This is a genomic window from Flavobacterium sp. UBA5153, assembly GCA_002413745.1.
Lineage (GTDB): Bacteria > Bacteroidota > Bacteroidia > Flavobacteriales > Flavobacteriaceae > Flavobacterium.
In genome coordinates this window covers 1-17,402 of sequence record DHXP01000034.1, presented here as the reverse complement: position 1 = coordinate 17,402, position 17,402 = coordinate 1, and the positions used below count along the sequence as shown (strand labels likewise).

The 17,402-nt window shown below is 35.5% G+C and carries 20 protein-coding genes; 12 read left to right on the top strand and 8 right to left on the bottom strand.

What is annotated here, in order from left to right:
• Positions 1-34: 34 nt before the first annotated feature.
• Positions 35-397 (bottom strand): RNA recognition motif domain-containing protein, encoded by a 363-nt coding sequence (locus B2145_RS07260; RefSeq protein WP_291100288.1) that lies wholly within the window; start codon positions 395-397, stop codon positions 35-37.
• A gap of 162 nt (positions 398-559) precedes the next feature.
• Positions 560-1,030 (bottom strand): DUF6252 family protein, encoded by a 471-nt coding sequence (locus tag B2145_RS07255; RefSeq protein WP_291100285.1) that lies wholly within the window; start codon positions 1,028-1,030, stop codon positions 560-562.
• 312 nt (positions 1,031-1,342) lie between these two features.
• Here B2145_RS07255 and B2145_RS07250 point away from each other — a divergent pair, with 312 nt between their 5' ends.
• The 11 genes from B2145_RS07250 to B2145_RS07200 all read left to right on the top strand — a co-directional run bounded on the left by B2145_RS07250 (position 1,343) and on the right by B2145_RS07200 (position 10,591).
• Entirely contained in the window at positions 1,343-1,921 is a 579-nt protein-coding gene (locus B2145_RS07250; RefSeq protein WP_291100282.1) for a 30S ribosomal protein S16, read from the top strand.
• A 14-nt stretch (positions 1,922-1,935) separates the two neighbouring features.
• Positions 1,936-2,460: a ribosome maturation factor RimM gene (gene rimM, locus B2145_RS07245; protein ID WP_291100279.1), complete on the top strand. Its 525-nt coding sequence runs from the start codon at positions 1,936-1,938 to the stop codon at positions 2,458-2,460.
• 86 nt (positions 2,461-2,546) lie between these two features.
• Entirely contained in the window at positions 2,547-3,254 is a 708-nt protein-coding gene (locus B2145_RS07240; protein ID WP_291100277.1) for a tRNA1(Val) (adenine(37)-N6)-methyltransferase, read from the top strand.
• Positions 3,255-3,409: 155 nt separating this feature from the next.
• On the top strand, positions 3,410-4,588 hold the full coding sequence (locus tag B2145_RS07235) for an acyl-CoA dehydrogenase family protein (protein WP_291100274.1): 1,179 nt from the start codon (positions 3,410-3,412) through the stop codon (positions 4,586-4,588).
• A 132-nt stretch (positions 4,589-4,720) separates the two neighbouring features.
• A complete protein-coding gene (hemW, locus tag B2145_RS07230) occupies positions 4,721-5,914 on the top strand; it encodes a radical SAM family heme chaperone HemW (protein WP_291100272.1) in 1,194 nt (397 codons plus the stop codon).
• 8 nt (positions 5,915-5,922) lie between these two features.
• The gene (locus B2145_RS07225; RefSeq protein WP_291100269.1) at positions 5,923-6,294 is read left to right on the top strand and encodes an MmcQ/YjbR family DNA-binding protein; all 372 of its coding nucleotides are present in this window, start codon (positions 5,923-5,925) and stop codon (positions 6,292-6,294) included.
• A gap of 53 nt (positions 6,295-6,347) precedes the next feature.
• Complete coding sequence (locus B2145_RS07220; protein WP_291100267.1) at positions 6,348-7,049, top strand: PH domain-containing protein; 702 nt, start codon at positions 6,348-6,350, stop codon at positions 7,047-7,049.
• A gap of 354 nt (positions 7,050-7,403) precedes the next feature.
• Positions 7,404-8,639 (top strand): type III sulfide quinone reductase, selenoprotein subtype, encoded by a 1,236-nt coding sequence (sqr, locus tag B2145_RS07215; RefSeq protein ID WP_291100265.1) that lies wholly within the window; start codon positions 7,404-7,406, stop codon positions 8,637-8,639.
• Between the two features lie 31 nt (positions 8,640-8,670).
• Entirely contained in the window at positions 8,671-8,979 is a 309-nt protein-coding gene (locus tag B2145_RS07210) for a TusE/DsrC/DsvC family sulfur relay protein (protein WP_291100262.1), read from the top strand.
• Between the two features lie 11 nt (positions 8,980-8,990).
• Complete coding sequence (locus B2145_RS07205) at positions 8,991-9,476, top strand: DsrE/DsrF/DrsH-like family protein (RefSeq protein WP_291100259.1); 486 nt, start codon at positions 8,991-8,993, stop codon at positions 9,474-9,476.
• Positions 9,477-9,805: 329 nt separating this feature from the next.
• Positions 9,806-10,591, top strand: a complete 786-nt coding sequence (locus tag B2145_RS07200; RefSeq protein WP_291100256.1) for a DUF3050 domain-containing protein — start codon at positions 9,806-9,808, stop codon at positions 10,589-10,591.
• A gap of 28 nt (positions 10,592-10,619) precedes the next feature.
• On the opposite strand, the gene B2145_RS07195 is transcribed toward B2145_RS07200, so the two are convergent.
• The 6 genes from B2145_RS07195 to trmB all read right to left on the bottom strand — a co-directional run bounded on the left by B2145_RS07195 (position 10,620) and on the right by trmB (position 14,717).
• The gene (locus tag B2145_RS07195) at positions 10,620-10,946 is read right to left on the bottom strand and encodes a 2Fe-2S iron-sulfur cluster-binding protein (protein WP_291100253.1); all 327 of its coding nucleotides are present in this window, start codon (positions 10,944-10,946) and stop codon (positions 10,620-10,622) included.
• Positions 10,947-11,288: 342 nt separating this feature from the next.
• Positions 11,289-11,528 carry a NifU family protein gene (locus tag B2145_RS07190; RefSeq protein WP_291100251.1) on the bottom strand — a complete coding sequence of 80 codons (240 nt, stop codon included), beginning with the start codon at positions 11,526-11,528 and terminating at the stop codon, positions 11,289-11,291.
• A 92-nt stretch (positions 11,529-11,620) separates the two neighbouring features.
• On the bottom strand, positions 11,621-12,748 hold the full coding sequence (locus B2145_RS07185) for an Mrp/NBP35 family ATP-binding protein (protein WP_291100249.1): 1,128 nt from the start codon (positions 12,746-12,748) through the stop codon (positions 11,621-11,623).
• Between the two features lie 265 nt (positions 12,749-13,013).
• On the bottom strand, positions 13,014-13,349 hold the full coding sequence (locus B2145_RS07180; protein ID WP_291100247.1) for an MGMT family protein: 336 nt from the start codon (positions 13,347-13,349) through the stop codon (positions 13,014-13,016).
• 4 nt (positions 13,350-13,353) lie between these two features.
• A complete protein-coding gene (locus B2145_RS07175; RefSeq protein ID WP_291100244.1) occupies positions 13,354-13,986 on the bottom strand; it encodes a LysE family transporter in 633 nt (210 codons plus the stop codon).
• A 53-nt stretch (positions 13,987-14,039) separates the two neighbouring features.
• Positions 14,040-14,717 carry a tRNA (guanosine(46)-N7)-methyltransferase TrmB gene (gene trmB / locus B2145_RS07170; protein WP_291100241.1) on the bottom strand — a complete coding sequence of 226 codons (678 nt, stop codon included), beginning with the start codon at positions 14,715-14,717 and terminating at the stop codon, positions 14,040-14,042.
• Between the two features lie 848 nt (positions 14,718-15,565).
• On the opposite strand from trmB, the gene B2145_RS07165 reads away from it, so the two are divergent.
• The gene (locus B2145_RS07165) at positions 15,566-17,176 is read left to right on the top strand and encodes a L,D-transpeptidase family protein (protein WP_291100238.1); all 1,611 of its coding nucleotides are present in this window, start codon (positions 15,566-15,568) and stop codon (positions 17,174-17,176) included.
• The last annotated feature ends 226 nt before the right edge of the window (positions 17,177-17,402 follow it).

Below are 17,402 nucleotides of genomic sequence, written 5' to 3'. Positions count from 1 at the left end.
TTGACACCTTTTTTGTTTTATTTAAAAGAAAATATTAATATCTTCCTCTGTCTCCACCTCCACGGTTGTCTCCACCACGGCTGTTTCCACCACCATAACCTCCGCGTGAATCTCCACCACGGCTGTTGCTGTTAAAACTTCTTCTTTCGCCTTCTGGTTTTGGCTCAGACTTATTTACTACAATGGCACGACCTTGAACAGTCGCTCCATTCAACTCATCAATTGCTTTTTGAGCTTCATCATCATTTGGCATTTCAACAAAACCGAATCCTTTACTTCTTCCAGTAAATTTATCAGTGATAATTTTTACAGAGTCAACTGCTCCATAAGCCTCGAAAGACTCTCTTAAATCTGCTTCCTCAATACTGAACGGAAGGCTTCCAACAAAAATATTCATATGTACTTATTTAAAATAATTGTGACAAATGTAGTCTTATTTTTTTCTAATACACTATGTATTAGCTTATTTATGATTTTTATTTTTATGAAAGAATCGAAATTAGAACCTAAAAGCCCCTATTATAAGTGCTTTATATAAATTTTACCTTCATTTAGGGACTTATAAACCCACGGGGACTTTATAAAAAACACCATACTGAAAATTCAAAATCGGTCCAGCCAGCGGATTATTACCCATATTCTCCGCATTAAATTTGAAGGTTCCAGAGACAGTTTTATTTACATCATCATACTCCGTAATCACTATTTGACCTTCTCCGGTTGTTAATCCAGCATAAAAAGTGATTGTTCCACTGGCATCCGTTAAAACATAAGTTGCCTCGTTCAAAGCATAGGTTCCCAAAAAATAGTTTCCTTTATTTGTAGATGTAGTTTTTAAGGTCAACTTTTCGTTTCTCGTTAATCCCTCGATACTCAAAGATCCATCTTGTGCAAGTATGGCTTTAGAATCAACCGCTCTCCAAAACACATTGTCTTTTTGGCCTTGAAAAGAGGGATTGTTAAATTTCACATCCTCTTGGCAAGAAATAAAAGCAAATAATAAGAATACATATAGAAATTGTTTTTTCATACGAAGATAATATTTGTTTTTTCGAAATATGGAATTGCTTCTCCTGTTCGCTATGGCTCGTGTCGCACATCCTAATCAATGTTTAGGTCGACTTTTGACTATGCTCCTTTCATAATTTGTAGCATTGAACTACACAAAAGTATATCATTTTGACTAAAAAAATGAAATAGAAATAAAAATTTATATAGAAAATCATCTTAACACAGTGTCTTTCATTAAAATACAAATCGAATTAGTATTTATCGATAAAAAACGTATCTTTGCACCCTTAATTAACGGAGGTCGAGTACCTCAAAATTTAATCATAAGATTATGTCAGTAAAAATTAGATTACAAAGACACGGTAAAAAAGGAAAACCTTTTTACTGGGTTGTAGCAGCTGATGCTCGCTCAAAAAGAGACGGTAAATACCTAGAAAAAATTGGTACTTACAATCCAAACACAAATCCTGCAACTATCGATTTAGACTTAGATAGCGCAGTAAAATGGTTGCACAATGGCGCTCAACCTACAGAAACAGCTAAAGCTATTCTTTCTTACAAAGGGGCTTTATTGAAACATCACCTTGATGGAGGTATCCGTAAAGGAGCTTTGACCCAAGAACAAGCTGATGCAAAATTAGCTGATTGGTTAGATGCAAAATCAGGAAAGGTAGATTCTAAAAAAGAAGGTTTGACAAAAGCGCAAGCTGATGCTAAAGCCAAAGCTTTCAAAGCAGAACAAGCCGTAAACGCTAAACGTTTAGCTGCCGCCGCTCAAGCTGAAGCTGATCTAATTGCCGCAAATGCTCCTGCTCCTGTTGAAGAAGAAGTTGAAGCTGCCGCTGATACTGTAGCTACAGCAGAAGAAACTCCTGCTGCAGAAGAAAACACGGAAGAAGCTCAAGCTTAATAAAGTAAGCGATAATGCGTAAAGAAGATTGTTTCTACTTAGGTAAAATCGCTAAAAAATTTAGTTTCAAAGGGGAAGTTCTTGCCTATTTAGACACGGACGAACCAGAGTTATACGAAAACTTGGAATCAGTGTTTGTTGAATGCAACAAACACTTGGTTCCTTTTTTTATTGAAAGTAGCTCCCTTCACAAAAACGATTTCCTTCGCATTCGTTTTGAGGATGTGAATACTGAGGAAGAAGCCGATACCATATTGGGTAACGATTTATACCTCCCTTTAAAAATGTTGCCCAAACTTAGCGGCAATAAATTCTACTTTCACGAAGTAATTGGCTTCGAAATAGAAGACAAACGTCTTGGGATTGTTGGAAAAATCCAATCCATAAATGACTCTACGGCTCAACCTCTATTTGAAGTTTTGAACGGCGACGTTGAAATGCTAATTCCAATGATTGACCATTTCCTTGTGAAAATTGACAGGGAAAACAAAAAAGTTATTATGGATTTACCGGAAGGCTTGATTGAAATGTACCTTTAGAAAAGTGTTCAGTGTTCAGTAAATTTCAAATCTAAATATCATATTGTCCTCCCGAGCACAGTCGAGGGATAAATTCCAAATCAAAAATGTTTTCATTCAAACAATTCTCGCTTGAACAAGACCGATGTGCCATGAAAATTGGAACTGATGGTGTATTACTCGGTGCTTGGACTCCAATTGAAAATCGACCCAACAGTATTTTAGACATAGGAACCGGAACTGGAATTATCGCATTAATGTTGGCGCAAAGAAGTTCCGCAGACCAAATTGACGCCCTCGAAATCGATGAAGATGCCTATGAGCAAGCCACCGATAATTTTGAAAACTCACCTTGGAATGACCGATTATTTTGTTTTCACGCCGCATTGGACGAATTTGTTGAAGATCCTGAAGACGAATACGATTTAATTGTTTCCAATCCTCCTTTCTATTCTGAAGATTATAAAACAGCCAACGATCAACGTGATTTAGCCCGTTTTCAAGATGCAATGCCTTTTGAAGAATTGATTGAAGCTGCCGCTTTGTTGCTTTCTGAAAACGGGATTTTCTCCGTTATTATTCCGTTCAAAGAAGAAGAAAATTTCTTGGCTCTTGCCAAAGAATACGAATTATTTCCCATAAAAATTACTCGGGTAAAAGGAACTCCAATTACCGAAACCAAACGAAGTTTATTGGCTTTTAGCCAAAAAGAAAACCCTGATTTTCCAGTTGACGAATTGATTATCGAAACTGCCCGACACATTTACACTCCAGAATATATTGAATTGACGAAGGATTTTTATTTGAAGATGTGATTAAAGATTGGAGTTGTGGATTTAGAATTGACAATTCATGCTTTATTAAATATAACATTTTATCATTGTTTTGTTATATTTCTTTGTGTAGATTTGCAAGACAATTATTAACTGATTGCTTCGCTTTTCTGCGTTGCGCTCGCAATGACTAGAAAATGAAACCAGACTTATTTCAATCTCCAGATTATTACAACCTTGACGAATTATTGACAGACGAGCATAAATTAGTGCGTGAAGCCGCACGAGAATGGGTAAAACGTGAAGTTTCACCAATAATAGAAGATTATGCCCAAAGAGCCGAATTTCCAAAACAAATCATCAAAGGTTTGGCAGATATTGGCGCTTTTGGTCCTTATATTCCAGAAGAATATGGTGGTGCAGGTCTTGATCATATTTCGTATGGCTTGATTATGCAGGAAATCGAAAGAGGAGATTCAGGCGTTCGTTCAACAGCTTCGGTTCAATCGTCTTTGGTTATGTATCCTATTTGGAAATACGGAAACGAGGAACAACGAATGAAATATTTACCAAAATTAGCTTCGGGAGAATTTATGGGTTGCTTTGGCTTGACCGAACCCAATTATGGTTCTGATCCAGGAAGTATGATTACCAATTTCAAGGACATGGGCAACCATTATCTTTTGAACGGTGCCAAAATGTGGATTTCGAATGCACCATTTGCAGATATTGCAATAGTTTGGGCGAAAAATGAGGAAGGAAGAATTCACGGATTGATTGTGGAACGCGGAATGAAAGGTTTTTCGACACCAGAAACACATAATAAATGGTCGCTTCGAACATCGGCAACAGGGGAATTGATTTTTGACAACGTAAAAGTGCCAAAAGAGAATTTATTACCCAATAAATCAGGACTTGGCGCACCTCTTGGTTGCTTGGATTCTGCTCGTTTTGGGATTGCTTGGGGTGCTATCGGAGCTGCGATGGATTGTTATGACACCGCTTTGCGCTATGCCAAGGAAAGAATCCAATTTGACAAACCAATTGCCGGAACCCAATTGCAACAGAAGAAACTGGCTGAAATGATTACCGAAATTACCAAAGCACAATTGCTGACTTGGCGACTGGGAGTTTTGAGAAATGAAGGAAAAGCGACAACTGCACAAATCTCTATGGCAAAAAGAAATAATGTGGACATGGCCATCCATATTGCCCGCGAAGCCAGACAAATGCTGGGCGCAATGGGAATTACCGGCGAATATTCAATTATGCGTCACATGATGAACTTAGAATCTGTAATTACTTATGAGGGAACACATGACATTCACTTATTGATCACAGGAATGGACATTACAGGAATTCCAGCATTCAAATAAAACTTAGATTCAATACATAAATGCAACTTTTGAGAGTTACCTTTATGTATTGAATCTAAGCAATTTAAAAAGGTGCCAATTTTAAAATTATTTCAAGGTTGGCTAAATTTATTTTCAAATTTTAAAATTAAATTGAGCGGAATCTACATCCATATACCATTTTGCAAGCAGGCTTGTCATTATTGTGACTTCCATTTTTCGACTTCACTGAAGAAGAAGAATGAAATGGTTTTGGCTTTAGCCAAAGAAATCCAAATGCGCAAAAGCGAGTTTGAAAACGACCCGAGCGAAAGCGAACAGGCGAAGCAAACCATAGAAACCATTTATTTCGGTGGAGGAACTCCAAGCGTACTGACGACTGGTGAAATTCAATATTTAATTGATGTAGTTTATGAAAATTATACCGTTTCAGAAAATCCGGAAATCACCCTCGAGGCCAATCCTGACGACTTGTCTAAAGAGCGAATAATCGAATTGTCGAAAAGTCCAATTAATCGATTAAGCATAGGGATTCAGTCGTTTTTTGAAGATGATTTGGAGATGATGAACCGAGCGCACAATTCGGCAGAAGCCAAAAAATGTCTTGAAGAAGCAACAAAATATTTCGACAATATTTCCCTGGATTTAATCTACGGAATTCCGGGAATGAGCAACGAAAAATGGAAGCGAAATATCGAAACCGCTTTGAGTTTTGGCATTCCCCACATTTCGAGTTATGCTTTGACGGTAGAACCAAAAACGGCTTTGAACAAACTCATCCAAACCGGAAAGATTGCCAAGCCAAAAGACGAGGTTGCTGAAGGGCATTTTATGCTTTTGGTCGAAACGCTTGAAGCGAACGGGTTTATTCATTATGAACTGTCGAATTTCGGGAAGGAGAATTATTTTTCAAAGAACAATTCGGCCTATTGGTTGGGAAAAAAATACATTGGAATTGGGCCATCGGCACATAGTTATGACGGAATTTCACGAAGCTGGAATGTTTCGAATAATTCAATTTATCTGAAATCAATTCAAGAAAACAAATTACCCGAAGAAACCGAAATTTTATCGAAAACCGACCGTTATAACGAATATATTATGACGGGTTTGAGAACGATTTGGGGAGTTTCTTTGAATAAAATTGAGAGTGAATTTGGGAAAGAGTATTTGGATTACCTCAACAAACAAGCAGAAAAATATATTAAAAACAACCTGCTCGAAATCGTCACTTCAAGTGATTTTAAACAATTAAATCGTGTCGAAAAGATTTTAAAAACCACAAAAAAAGGAAAATTTTTGACTGACGGAATAGCAAGTGATTTGTTTTTGGTAAATTTGGAATAATTTTAAAAATGAACCTAGAAACTTTTTACGAATATTGCTTGTCAAAGAAAGGAGTGACAGAGCATTTTCCGTTCAATGATGATGCTTTGGTGTTTAAAGTTGCAGGAAAAATGTTTGCATTGTCGTCATTGAGCCAATGGGAAAAAGGCGAGCCAAAAGTAAATTTGAAATGCAATCCAGATCGTGCCCAGGAATTGCGGGCTCAATATGACAACATCAAGCCTGCTTTTCACATGAGCAAAGTTCACTGGAATACGATTGCCATAAATCGGGAAGTTCCAGACAAGTTTATCAAAGAATTGATTGATCATTCGTATGATTTGGTTTTCAAAAGTTTAACTAAAAAAAGGCAAAATGAAATTCTGGAATTAGAAAATTAGGTATTACTTTTGCGGAACAAAAAAACATAAACGGAAACAATTTCAGCATAAATATGAAAGAGCAGTTAAAGAAATTTTTAAACGAGGAACAGGATCCGAAAGCCATTGAGAAAATCACGTCAAAACTGAATGATTTGTTGATGAAAAATGAAGAAATAGGGTATATTGCTGTTCAAAAAAAACCGGCTATTACCGTTTTTCCGGACAGCATTGTGATGACCAATAAAAGAATTATAATTTGCAAACCGAAAAATCTGGGACTTTCAATGGATTTTATTGATTTCACATGGGATGAGATTGAAGGAACTTTTGTAAAAGAAAATATTTTGGGTTCTGAGTTTTCATTTTCGACCAAAACAGAAATGCAGGTTTCTATTGACTATATACCTAAAATTCAAGCCAGAAAGATTTTTACCTATGCCAAAGAACAATTGGACATCTTAAAAAATCCTACGGCGAACACCTCCGTTTCTGGGGAAGAAAAACCTGAAGAAACTAAAATCAAACAAGAAGAAGTTATTGAAGAAGTTGAAACCGAAGAAGTGACAAATTTTGCCGAAATCATTCCCGTTAGTTCAATCTATTCAGAAACCATAACTGAGAATTCTATTTCAACAGGTGAAAAAAAACTAAATGAGTTATCTCAAAACGAGCTTTTCGAAAAACTACAGAATTACAAAAGACTCCTTGACAACGGTTTAATCTTGCAAGGCGAATATGATGTTTTCAAAAAAGAAATATTGAGTTATATGTAAATTCTATTTTAGAATTGCAGAATAAACCCCGACAAATGATTAATTTGTCGGGGTTTTTAATGATAATTTTTATTTATGAAATTAGCGATTACCTGATTTTTATCATATAAACATAGAGTTTTTTGAACTACGAGAAATGAAACACAATAATATGTAATACACAGTATATCAATACTTTATTTTTTTTTTAATTTCGTTTTCTTATGTAACATTAGTTACTTTAGTTTCTTTTTTTTGACTGTAAATTTGAAGTATAAATATTTAGTTATGATGACGACAGTTAAATTATTTAACCGTAATTTTACTTGAGAAAATCAGACCTACTTAAGTCAAACCTTATATTATATAATTATTATGAAAAGTTTAGTGATACTTGGTGCAGGATTAGCCGGAACAATGATGGCAAATCACCTAAAGAAAGAATTAGATAAATCGGAGTGGGAAATCACAATTGTTGATCAACACAAAACACATTACTACCAACCGGGATTTTTGTTTTTACCTTTTGATACTTATAAACCAGAAGACGTAAAAAAAACTATCGATGAATTTATTCCGAAAGGAGTGAAATTAATTCGAGAAAAAATTGATGTAATTGATAAAGATTCAGATACTGTTGTATTAGAAGGTGGAAAAAAATTAAAATACGACATTTTAATTATCGCTACAGGTACAAAAACTGCACCAGGAGAGGTAAAGGGAATATTAGGAGATTATTGGTACAAATCAATTTTTGATTTCTATACTTATGAAGGAGCATTAGCACTGAGAGACAAACTAAGAGTTTGGAAAGGCGGAAAATTAGTGATTCATATTACTGAAATGCCTATTAAATGTCCGGTTGCCCCTCTAGAATTTGCTTTTCTTGCCGATTCATTCTTTATTAAAAAAGGAATGCGTGATAAAGTTGAAATAACTTATGTTACACCACTTTCTGCAGCTTTTACAAAAGAAAAAAGTGCGGCAACTTTAGGGTATATGCTTAAAGAAAAAGGCATTAAAATTGTAACTGATTTTGCCATAGAGCATGCTGATGGTAAAAATGGTAAGATTGTAGAGTATGGGGGCGAAGAAGTTCCTTTTGATTTGCTGGTAACAATTCCAACAAATATGGGTGATGAATTAATGGCTCGTTCAGGTTTTGGAGATGATATGAACTATGTTCCTACCAACAAAAATACATTACAGACAACAGTTAAAGAAAATATTTTTGCACTAGGCGATTGTACCAATGTTCCGGCTTCAAAAGCAGGTTCAGTTGCACACTTTCAAGCAGAAATTTTAACAGAAAATATTCTGTTATATATTAAAGGAAAAGAATTAAAACCTGATTTTGATGGTCATGCCAATTGTTTTATTGAAACAGGTCATGGAAAAGCACTTTTAATAGATTTCAATTACGAATACGAACCAGTTAAAGGGAAATTTCCTTTTGCGGGAATTGGACCAATGAGTTTGCTTTCTGAATCTCGATTAAACCACTGGGGTAAGTTGGCTTTTAGATGGATTTATTGGAATATGTTGTTGCCAGCCAGAAAATTACCGTTCATCACACCAAAAATGAGCAAAGCAGGAAAGAATTTTAACTAAAAAATAATGTTTAACATAAAATAATTTTAAGATGGAAAAAGTTTATGCAGGAAAAACCATTAGTGTTGATAAAGAAGGATACTTAACAGATTTATCTCAATGGAATAAAGAAATTGCAATTGAAATGGCTAAAGAAGAAGATATCGTACTTACAGATAAACATTTCGAAGTATTAGCTTATTTACAAAATCAACACAAAAACGAACAGGCATTGTCTATTCGAACTATTGGAAAAAGTGGTGTTGTTGACATCAAACAATTTTATGAATTATTCCCAAAAGGGCCCTTAAAAATATCAAGTAGAATTGCTGGAATTCCTAAACCAAAAAGTTGTATATAAATTAAATAATTATGGAAGATAAAAAAAAATATCCTGTTAAAAAAGTGCTGTTTATTTGTGCTAAAGCTACAATAGATAGCGTTTATGCCGCTTTTATAATGGCAAATGGGGCAAGAATGGAAGGCATAGAATCTGAAATATTTTTCACTTTTTTTGGATTAGACGCTATCACTAAAAAGAAAATGAAAAGTCTACATGTTGCCACTGTTGGGAATCCTGCAATGGGAATACCAACAATAATAGGCGGTTTACCCGGAATGGAAGCGTTAGCAACAAAAATGATGAAGGCTAAAATGGAAAAATTAGACATGCCGCCAGTAGATGAATTTATTGAAATTTTGTCGGCATCAGGTGTAAAATTATGGGCTTGTAAATTAGCTGTCGAAATGTTTGATTTAACCGAAAAAGATTTAATTGATGAATTAGATGGAATACTAACAATAGGTGATTTTTATGGAAGAGCCGAAGGTGAAGGAACTCAAATAATATTTATTTAGTTTTTATTGTTTTGATGTAGAAAAGGCAATGGTTAGTGTTTAACCATTGCCTTTTTTATTTTAGAATAATGACTTAAATCACATTGTTTTTCGGATCAATCATAAAAGTTGTGGGGAAATTTAAAACCAGATCTTCCCTTATTTCACGGTCCCTTTTGTTCCTTAGGCTTTGGCAATACGGGTTTCGTGTGAGGCATTTATTTATTGACTGGCGGAATGGAATTTACAGGGATTCAGGCTCTTAAACAAGACTCGTCAATTGGTCAAAAAAATAACATAAAAGCTTTTCCGAAACGAGAAGCTTTCATACTTTTGCACCAAACCATTCTATGGATATCCAAACTATAAACAAAAGCATTCAATCCCAAAAGAATCTTTTGCTACAACATTCTTTGTACAAAAAAGTGCAAACTATCGAAGACTTACATTGCTTTCTTGAAAGTCATATTTATGCCGTTTGGGATTTCATGTCTTTATTGAAAGCGCTGCAAACAAAATTAACCTGCACAACAACACCTTGGTTTGCAACCGGTAATCCTGAAATCCGCTATTTAATTAATGAAATTGTTCTTGCTGAAGAAACCGATTTAAATATTGACGGACATCGACAAAGTCATTATGAAATGTATATCGATGCAATGACCGCTTGTGGCGCAAACACTACCAAAATAACCCATTTTTTATCGGAGGTTCATTCATTACAAAATATATTTGCAGTAATAAAACAAAGCGATTTACATCCCAATATTAAAGCCTTTTTAGATTTTACTTTTAGAGTCGTTGAGGAAGGCATGCCACACAAAATTGCCGCAGCTTTTACTTTCGGAAGAGAGGATTTAATTCCGTCTATGTTTACCGAAATTTTGAAGAATTTTCAAGCAAATTTTCCAGAAACTGATTTGAGTAAATTAATCTATTATTTTGAAAGACATATCGAATTGGATGCTGATGAGCATGGTCCGATGGCAATGCAAATGATTAATGAACTTTGCGGAACCGATGCCCTAAAATGGAAGGATATAGAAACCACTTCTATTCAAGCTTTAGAAAAACGTATTGGACTTTGGGATGCTATTGAAGAACAAATCCTGAAAAATAATCTGGTTATACCATAAAAAAATATACCAAAACCGGAACATTTTTTTAAAATTGCGGAGCCAACTCTATTTCTAATCCTTCCAATTCGCCAGTAATAGGAATTTGGCAGCTCAAACGGCTGTTTTTTTTTACATGTAATAATCTCGAAAGCGTAGCCTCTTCTGCTTCTCTTTTTTCCGGCAAATTGATATCATTGACAGCATAACATTGACAAGTGGGACACATGGCCATTCCTCCGCAAACCCCAACGGTTCCGTTAGGTTCAAGTTCATAAGCACGAACTACTTGCATTAGATTTAACCCCATGTCAGTGGGCACTTTTACTTCATGTGTTTTACCTTTTCGATCCGTTATTTTAATAGAGATATCCATTATTTGAGTATTGGGGTTTGTTAAATTGTTTGGGTTTGGATATATTTTATCAAAAAATAAAAGTTGTTACTGTCAAATCCTAAAAAAATTACTTTCGGAATGAGGCTTTTTTAATATTCTAGATCCAATTCTAATCCTTCAAGATTTTTGGCGATATATCCATTTTTTATCGTTGAAATTTGAGTGGTTTATTGTTTGGGGTTTAACCTCACCCCAGCTATCTTCAGAGGAGAAGGAGGAACATTCGTTTTTAATTATCAAATGAACATGAATTATTTATTTTGCGTGAGAGATTGCAACAAAACCTGACCCAGCTATTTCTGCTGGGTCACGCCTAATAATCTATTCGATATTTACAACAGTTTCTATTTGTGGCGCATACTTTTTAATGGTGGTTTCTACTCCGGCTTTTAACGTCATTTGATTTACGCTACAAGTCGTACAGGCTCCTTCGAGACGTACTATTACGTGTTTATCCTCCTCGATTGAGATGAGCGTGATGTCACCACCGTCAGAATTTAAAAAAGGACGAATTTCTTCGAGCGCTTTTTCGACGTTTGCTACTAATTCCTCTGTTGTCATTTTTTTTTTAAATTTGAAGATTTGAAAATATGTTAATTTGAAAATATATGTTTCTAGCAATTTTCAAGTCTTCAAATTTTCAAATTAAATAATTATTTTTTTACTGCTGCACACCCCGCCATATTCGTAATTTTAATGGCTTCGGTAGCGGGCAAGTTTTTATTTCTGGCCACCACTTCCCGCACCACATTTCTGGTGATTTCATCGAAAATTGTTTCGATTATCGAACCTGTTTGTAATGCTGCCGGACGACCGTAATCTCCTGCTTCACGAATGGATTGCACTATCGGGACTTCCCCTAAAAAAGGAACCTCTAAATCCTCTGCAAGATTTTTTGCTCCTTCTTTTCCGAAGATGTAATATTTATTATTCGGTAATTCTTCGGGCGTGAAATACGCCATATTTTCAATAATTCCAAGAACGGGAATGTTGATGCTTTCAGACATAAACATGGAAACTCCTTTTCTGGTATCCGAAAGCGCCACGGCTTGAGGTGTACTTACTATAACTGCGCCAGTAATAGGCAATGACTGCATAATTGAAAGGTGAATATCTCCTGTTCCTGGTGGTAAATCAACGAGTAAAAAGTCTATTTCTCCCCAATCGGCATCAAAAATCATTTGGTTTAAGGCTTTTCCCGCCATCGGTCCACGCCAGATTACGGCTTGACTTGGTGAAGTGAAAAATCCTATCGAAAGTATTTTGACATCATGACTTTCGATGGGTTTCATTTTTGATTTGCTGTCGACAATGATCGAAATTGGTTTTTCATTTTCGACATCGAACATCATCGGCATTGATGGCCCATAAATATCGGCATCAAGAACTCCCACTGAAAATCCCATTTTAGCTAAAGTTACCGCCAAGTTTGCAGTAATGGTAGATTTTCCAACACCTCCTTTTCCGGAAGCAACGGCAATAATATTTTTTATTCCGGGAATAGATTTTCCGGTAACTTCTTTGTTTTCCGGAGTTTCAACTTTGACGTTGATTTTGATTTTGGCTTCCGGCGAAACCAGTTCGAGAATAGTTTTTTTGATGTCGTCTTCGGCACGTTTCCTGATGTGCATCGCTGGAACGTGTAACACTAAATCAACAACTACTTCATCTCCAAAAGTGATTACGTTTGCAATGGCTCCACTTTCCACCATGTTCTTTCCTTCGCCAGCAATGGTAATGGTTTCCAATGCTTTAAGGATTTCTTTTCTATCTAATTTCATATTCTTTTTATGGTTTTTCAATTGATGGTGATCAACTGAAATATTATATTTATTTAAACTGATTCTATTGAGAATTCTCGGACGCTAAGATACTGTGAAAAGTTCTTATTATAAAGGTTTTGGTGCTGATTTATTGCAATGGAAATAGGGCATAGGCATGAATATTATACAATTTTGGTGATTATTTGCACCCCGAAGCGTCTGGCTATAAAAATTAGGAAATAATTACTCGTTTAGAACTATTTAAACTGTAAACCGTGACTGATTACTGGATACTCATTTCCGGTTCCCAAAAAACATTTTCGAAATCGACAATCTGGTTATCCACCACTTTAATCCCTTCGCTTTCCAGCAATTGTTGCATCAGATTGGTTCCGTCGAAATGATGTTTTCCTGTGAGCAATCCTTTCCTGTTTACCACTCGGTGCGCCGGTACATCGCCCCTATTATGACACGCATTCATAGCCCAACCCACCATTCTGGCTGAGCGAGCGGTTCCCAACACTTTTGCGATGGCACCGTAGGAAGTGACTCTCCCGTAAGGAATTTGTCTGGCGACTGCATACACTTTTTCGAAAAAATTGTCGTTTTGATTGGTCATTTTATTACCAATAATATTTAATGATTTTGAACAAAGTGATTACCGAAATTAGCCCCGTTATGCTGCCTATAATGGTATTCATATTTCTCAGGATATAATCCGTTTTGTTTTCAATCTTGTTGAAAAATGCAATATAAAAATAGAAGACCAAAAACGAGCCAAAAATAGTACCCGTTACAAAGATTAATATAGAAGTCGTATCGAAAGAGAAAAGCTTAAAAGAAGACAAAGTTACACTCACGAAAACATAATAAGGAATAGGAAAAAAGTTAAGCGCCGAAAGTAACATCCCAAGGAAAAACCGACTAGTCTTACTGTTTTTTTTAATTTTTCTTGTTTTGCCTTTGGGCTTTTTGGCCAAACCTAAAAAATAAATGGTTAAAGTCGCAAAAATACCAAAACCCACTTCCCGCAATAAGGTAACTAAATCTGGGCGACCGTCTATAACTCTTGCAAAAAATATGGCTATAAAAACTTGAATAAAAATGACAAGAACGGCTCCCAAAACAAACCATAACGCATTCTTTTTTCCCTCTTTAAGATTCACTTTTGCCGCTGTCATATTGATTAATCCCGGAGGAATAATGCCTATAAAAGCGGTAATGAAACCTAAAAATAATGGAGTTATGAAATTCATTTGTTTGGGGTCAATCGTTCAAAAATGGGCAAACTATTCCATTGCAAAAAATATTATTCCTTAATTTTAAATCGAATATACGTAATTGCCTTGTTAATTTCCAAATATTGTTTTTCATAAAAGGTCTGAAAAGCGGTAACTTCCTCCGGACTTCCTTCATTTACGTATACATTATGATTGGCATATAACACCTCGTGCCCTTCGCCATGCAGCAATCCCAGCGTGTAACCGTGCATGAATTCACTGTCGGTTTTCAGGTTTACGATACCGTCTTTCTTGAGAATTTTTTTATACAATTGCAGGAATTCCGAGTTGGTCATTCTATGTTTGGTGCGTTTGTATTTGATTTGCGGATCCGGAAAAGTAATCCAAATCTCGTCAACTTCATTTTCGCCAAAAATATGGTCAATCAATTCGATTTGGGAGCGAATGAAAGCCACATTATGCAAACCCGTTTCAACGGCGGTTTTGGCACCCCGCCAAAATCGTGCACCTTTGATGTCAATTCCGATAAAATTTTTGTTTGGATATTTTTCGGCCAGACCAACGGAGTATTCTCCTTTGCCACAGCCTAATTCGAGCACCAATGGATTTTCATTTTTGAAAAAATCAGCGTTCCATTTTCCTTTGAGCGGAAATAAATTTCCGACAACTTCTTCCCTTGTTGGTTGAAAAACATTATCGAATGTTTCGTTTTCCTTGAACCTTTTTAACTTGTTTTTACTTCCCACGCTTTTTAAAATGTTTCGGCAAAATTAAGGAAATATATAAGACTGAATGACCTACCGACGAAAAAATTCGTTTTGAAAACCGTTGCTGTTGCAAATTGTTTTTTCTCCTGCTTCTTTTTTATAAGACAGGCTTCAATACAGGTCAAACGCATTAAAATTATTTTAAGCTTTTTTTACACGACCCGAGCGAAGCGAACAGGCGAAGCAATTGCACAAATTTACACGAAATCTGTTAGGTTTTTATTTACTTCGTCTGTTCGACCTTTGGTCTCGGGTCACTAATCTGCCCAAGGCAGATAAAATTTGTGTAATTTAATCTTAAAATCATTATAATTTGTGACAATTAGTGTAATTCGTGTTCATTTTTTTTAATGCGTTTGACCTAGCTTCAATTAACACTTTGCTTTTTGCCAAAGGAATTTAACTGTATTCAAACGACTATTAAAGCTACTTTTTTTATTATTCCCCTGATTCGATTGAAGCAAAAATTAAAGCATTTAAGCAGTGCCTATCGAGAAAATCTTTTGACAGTAAACTTGATAACAATTCGCTTTTTACGAAGAGAATATTTCTCTATCTTTATATAAATAATCATTGTTGTCCGATTAAATTTTAAAAAAATATACATATCGCCCCGATGGGGCTTTAATCAAGGAATAACTATTCATTCTACAAACATTTCGCTCCTAACGGAGCTATTTTAGTCCCATCGGGACGGAATGTTTGTAGAAAAATTGCTACCCAAATAATAAGCCCCAGCGGGGCGATATGTTTTATAAGTCCCATCAATAAAAGTATTATTCGGTTTTAATTTTTTTTATCGGACGACAATGATAAATAATTACGCCATGAGAAACGTTGTTTTATCTATTGTAATTCTATTATTTGGCTTTTCACTTGCCTCCGTTTCCCGAAATAGAAATAACAATCTAGCGGCGAACGAAACTTCCCGTGCCCAAGTTCTTCAAGAATCTACAATCGATAAATCCCCAATAAATATTGACAGCACGATTATTTCCAGTTTTTTCAAGAAATATCCCGATTTAAAAAAATATCGATCAGATGTTAATGCTTTATACAAAAACAGAAAATATAATCCTATTTGGTATGACAAAAAAGGGCTTATTGAGTTTGCCAGTTTGTTGTATTCTAAAGTGAATCTACTTGAGGAAGAAGGCCTCAAGTCACGCTTAGCCTATAAAAATAAAATTGACGGAATTTTCAATACTGAATCCGAAGATAATCTATCACAAATCGATACAGAAATAATGTTGTCCTCGATGTATGTGTTTTATGCCAAAAAAGTATATCAAGGAATTGACACTGAAAAAATCAGGGAAATTGGTTGGTTTTTGCCAAGAAAAAATCTTTCGTATGAATGTCTATTGGATTCTTTATTAGTCGATCCCAAATTATTAAGTAAAAATGAAGAGCAGCTATTCCGACAATATTATAAACTGCGTGATGTTTTAAAAAAATACCGCCAAATAGAAAAAAACGGCGATTGGAATCCCATAACAATGGATTCCTTGGGGAAAGAATACAAACTAAGCGACAGTTCGAAAACCATTGGTCAAATCAGGCATCGCCTATTCGTTACCGGAGATTTAAAACAGGATTCCAAAAGCAATTTGTATGATCTTGAATTATTGGAAGGAATCTTGAATTACAAAAAAAGAAACGGCTATAAAGCGAATTATATAATTGAACCTAAGCATATTCAACGCATGAATATCCCCATCGAAAAATACATTAAAACCATTATGGTCAATATGGAACGCTGCCGATGGATTGATCCGGAGTTGACAAAAGCAGATGAATATATAATAATAAATATTCCGTCCTATAAACTCCTCTATAAAAAAAATGGCAAAACTGAATTGGAGTCGAAGGCAATTGTAGGCAAAAACATGACTGAAACGGTAGTTTTCAGCAGTAATGTGAGTAAAATAATATTTAGCCCTTTCTGGAATGTGCCGAAAAGTATCATTGACAACGAATTAATGATAGCGATGGCCCGAGACAAAAATTATCTGGCTTCCCATAATATGGTATGGGACAAAGGAAAAGTCGTACAAAAACCTGGGGCAAGTAATCCTATGGGGCTGGTTAAGTTTGTCTTTCCAAATTCGAATGACATCTATTTACATGATACACCAGCCAAAAGCTTCTTTCAATACGAGTACGGAGCCTTTAGTCACGGTTGCATCAATATAAACAAGGCCAAAGAATTGGCCGAGTTGATTTTAAAAGACGATCCTAATTGGCCAATTGAACGCATCAGCGAGGCCATGAAAGGCGAAAAGGAAACCACTTACGTCCTTAAAAAGAAAATTCCTATTCACATCGGTTATTTCACGGCTTGGGTAAACGATTCCGGGGAAATCAGTTTTTATAATGATGTATACTCGAGAGATGACCGCTTGGCCGAGCTACTATTTTCTGAAGATCCCGAATAATGGAATTGTTTTGATGGCTGTTTTGGCTCCATGCCGAAATCGAGTCTCTTTGTTGTCTTCTCCAATGAAATTATTGGCGGGGTTGAATAAATTATACCATTCGTTAATATGTTTTAGTCCAATCGTTCTGGTATAATGCCGCTGTATATTTCATTTAGTTCCCTTTTTATTGGACTAATTTGAAATAACTACCGGTATTGTTATCGTTTTCTAGCATAAATTTTGC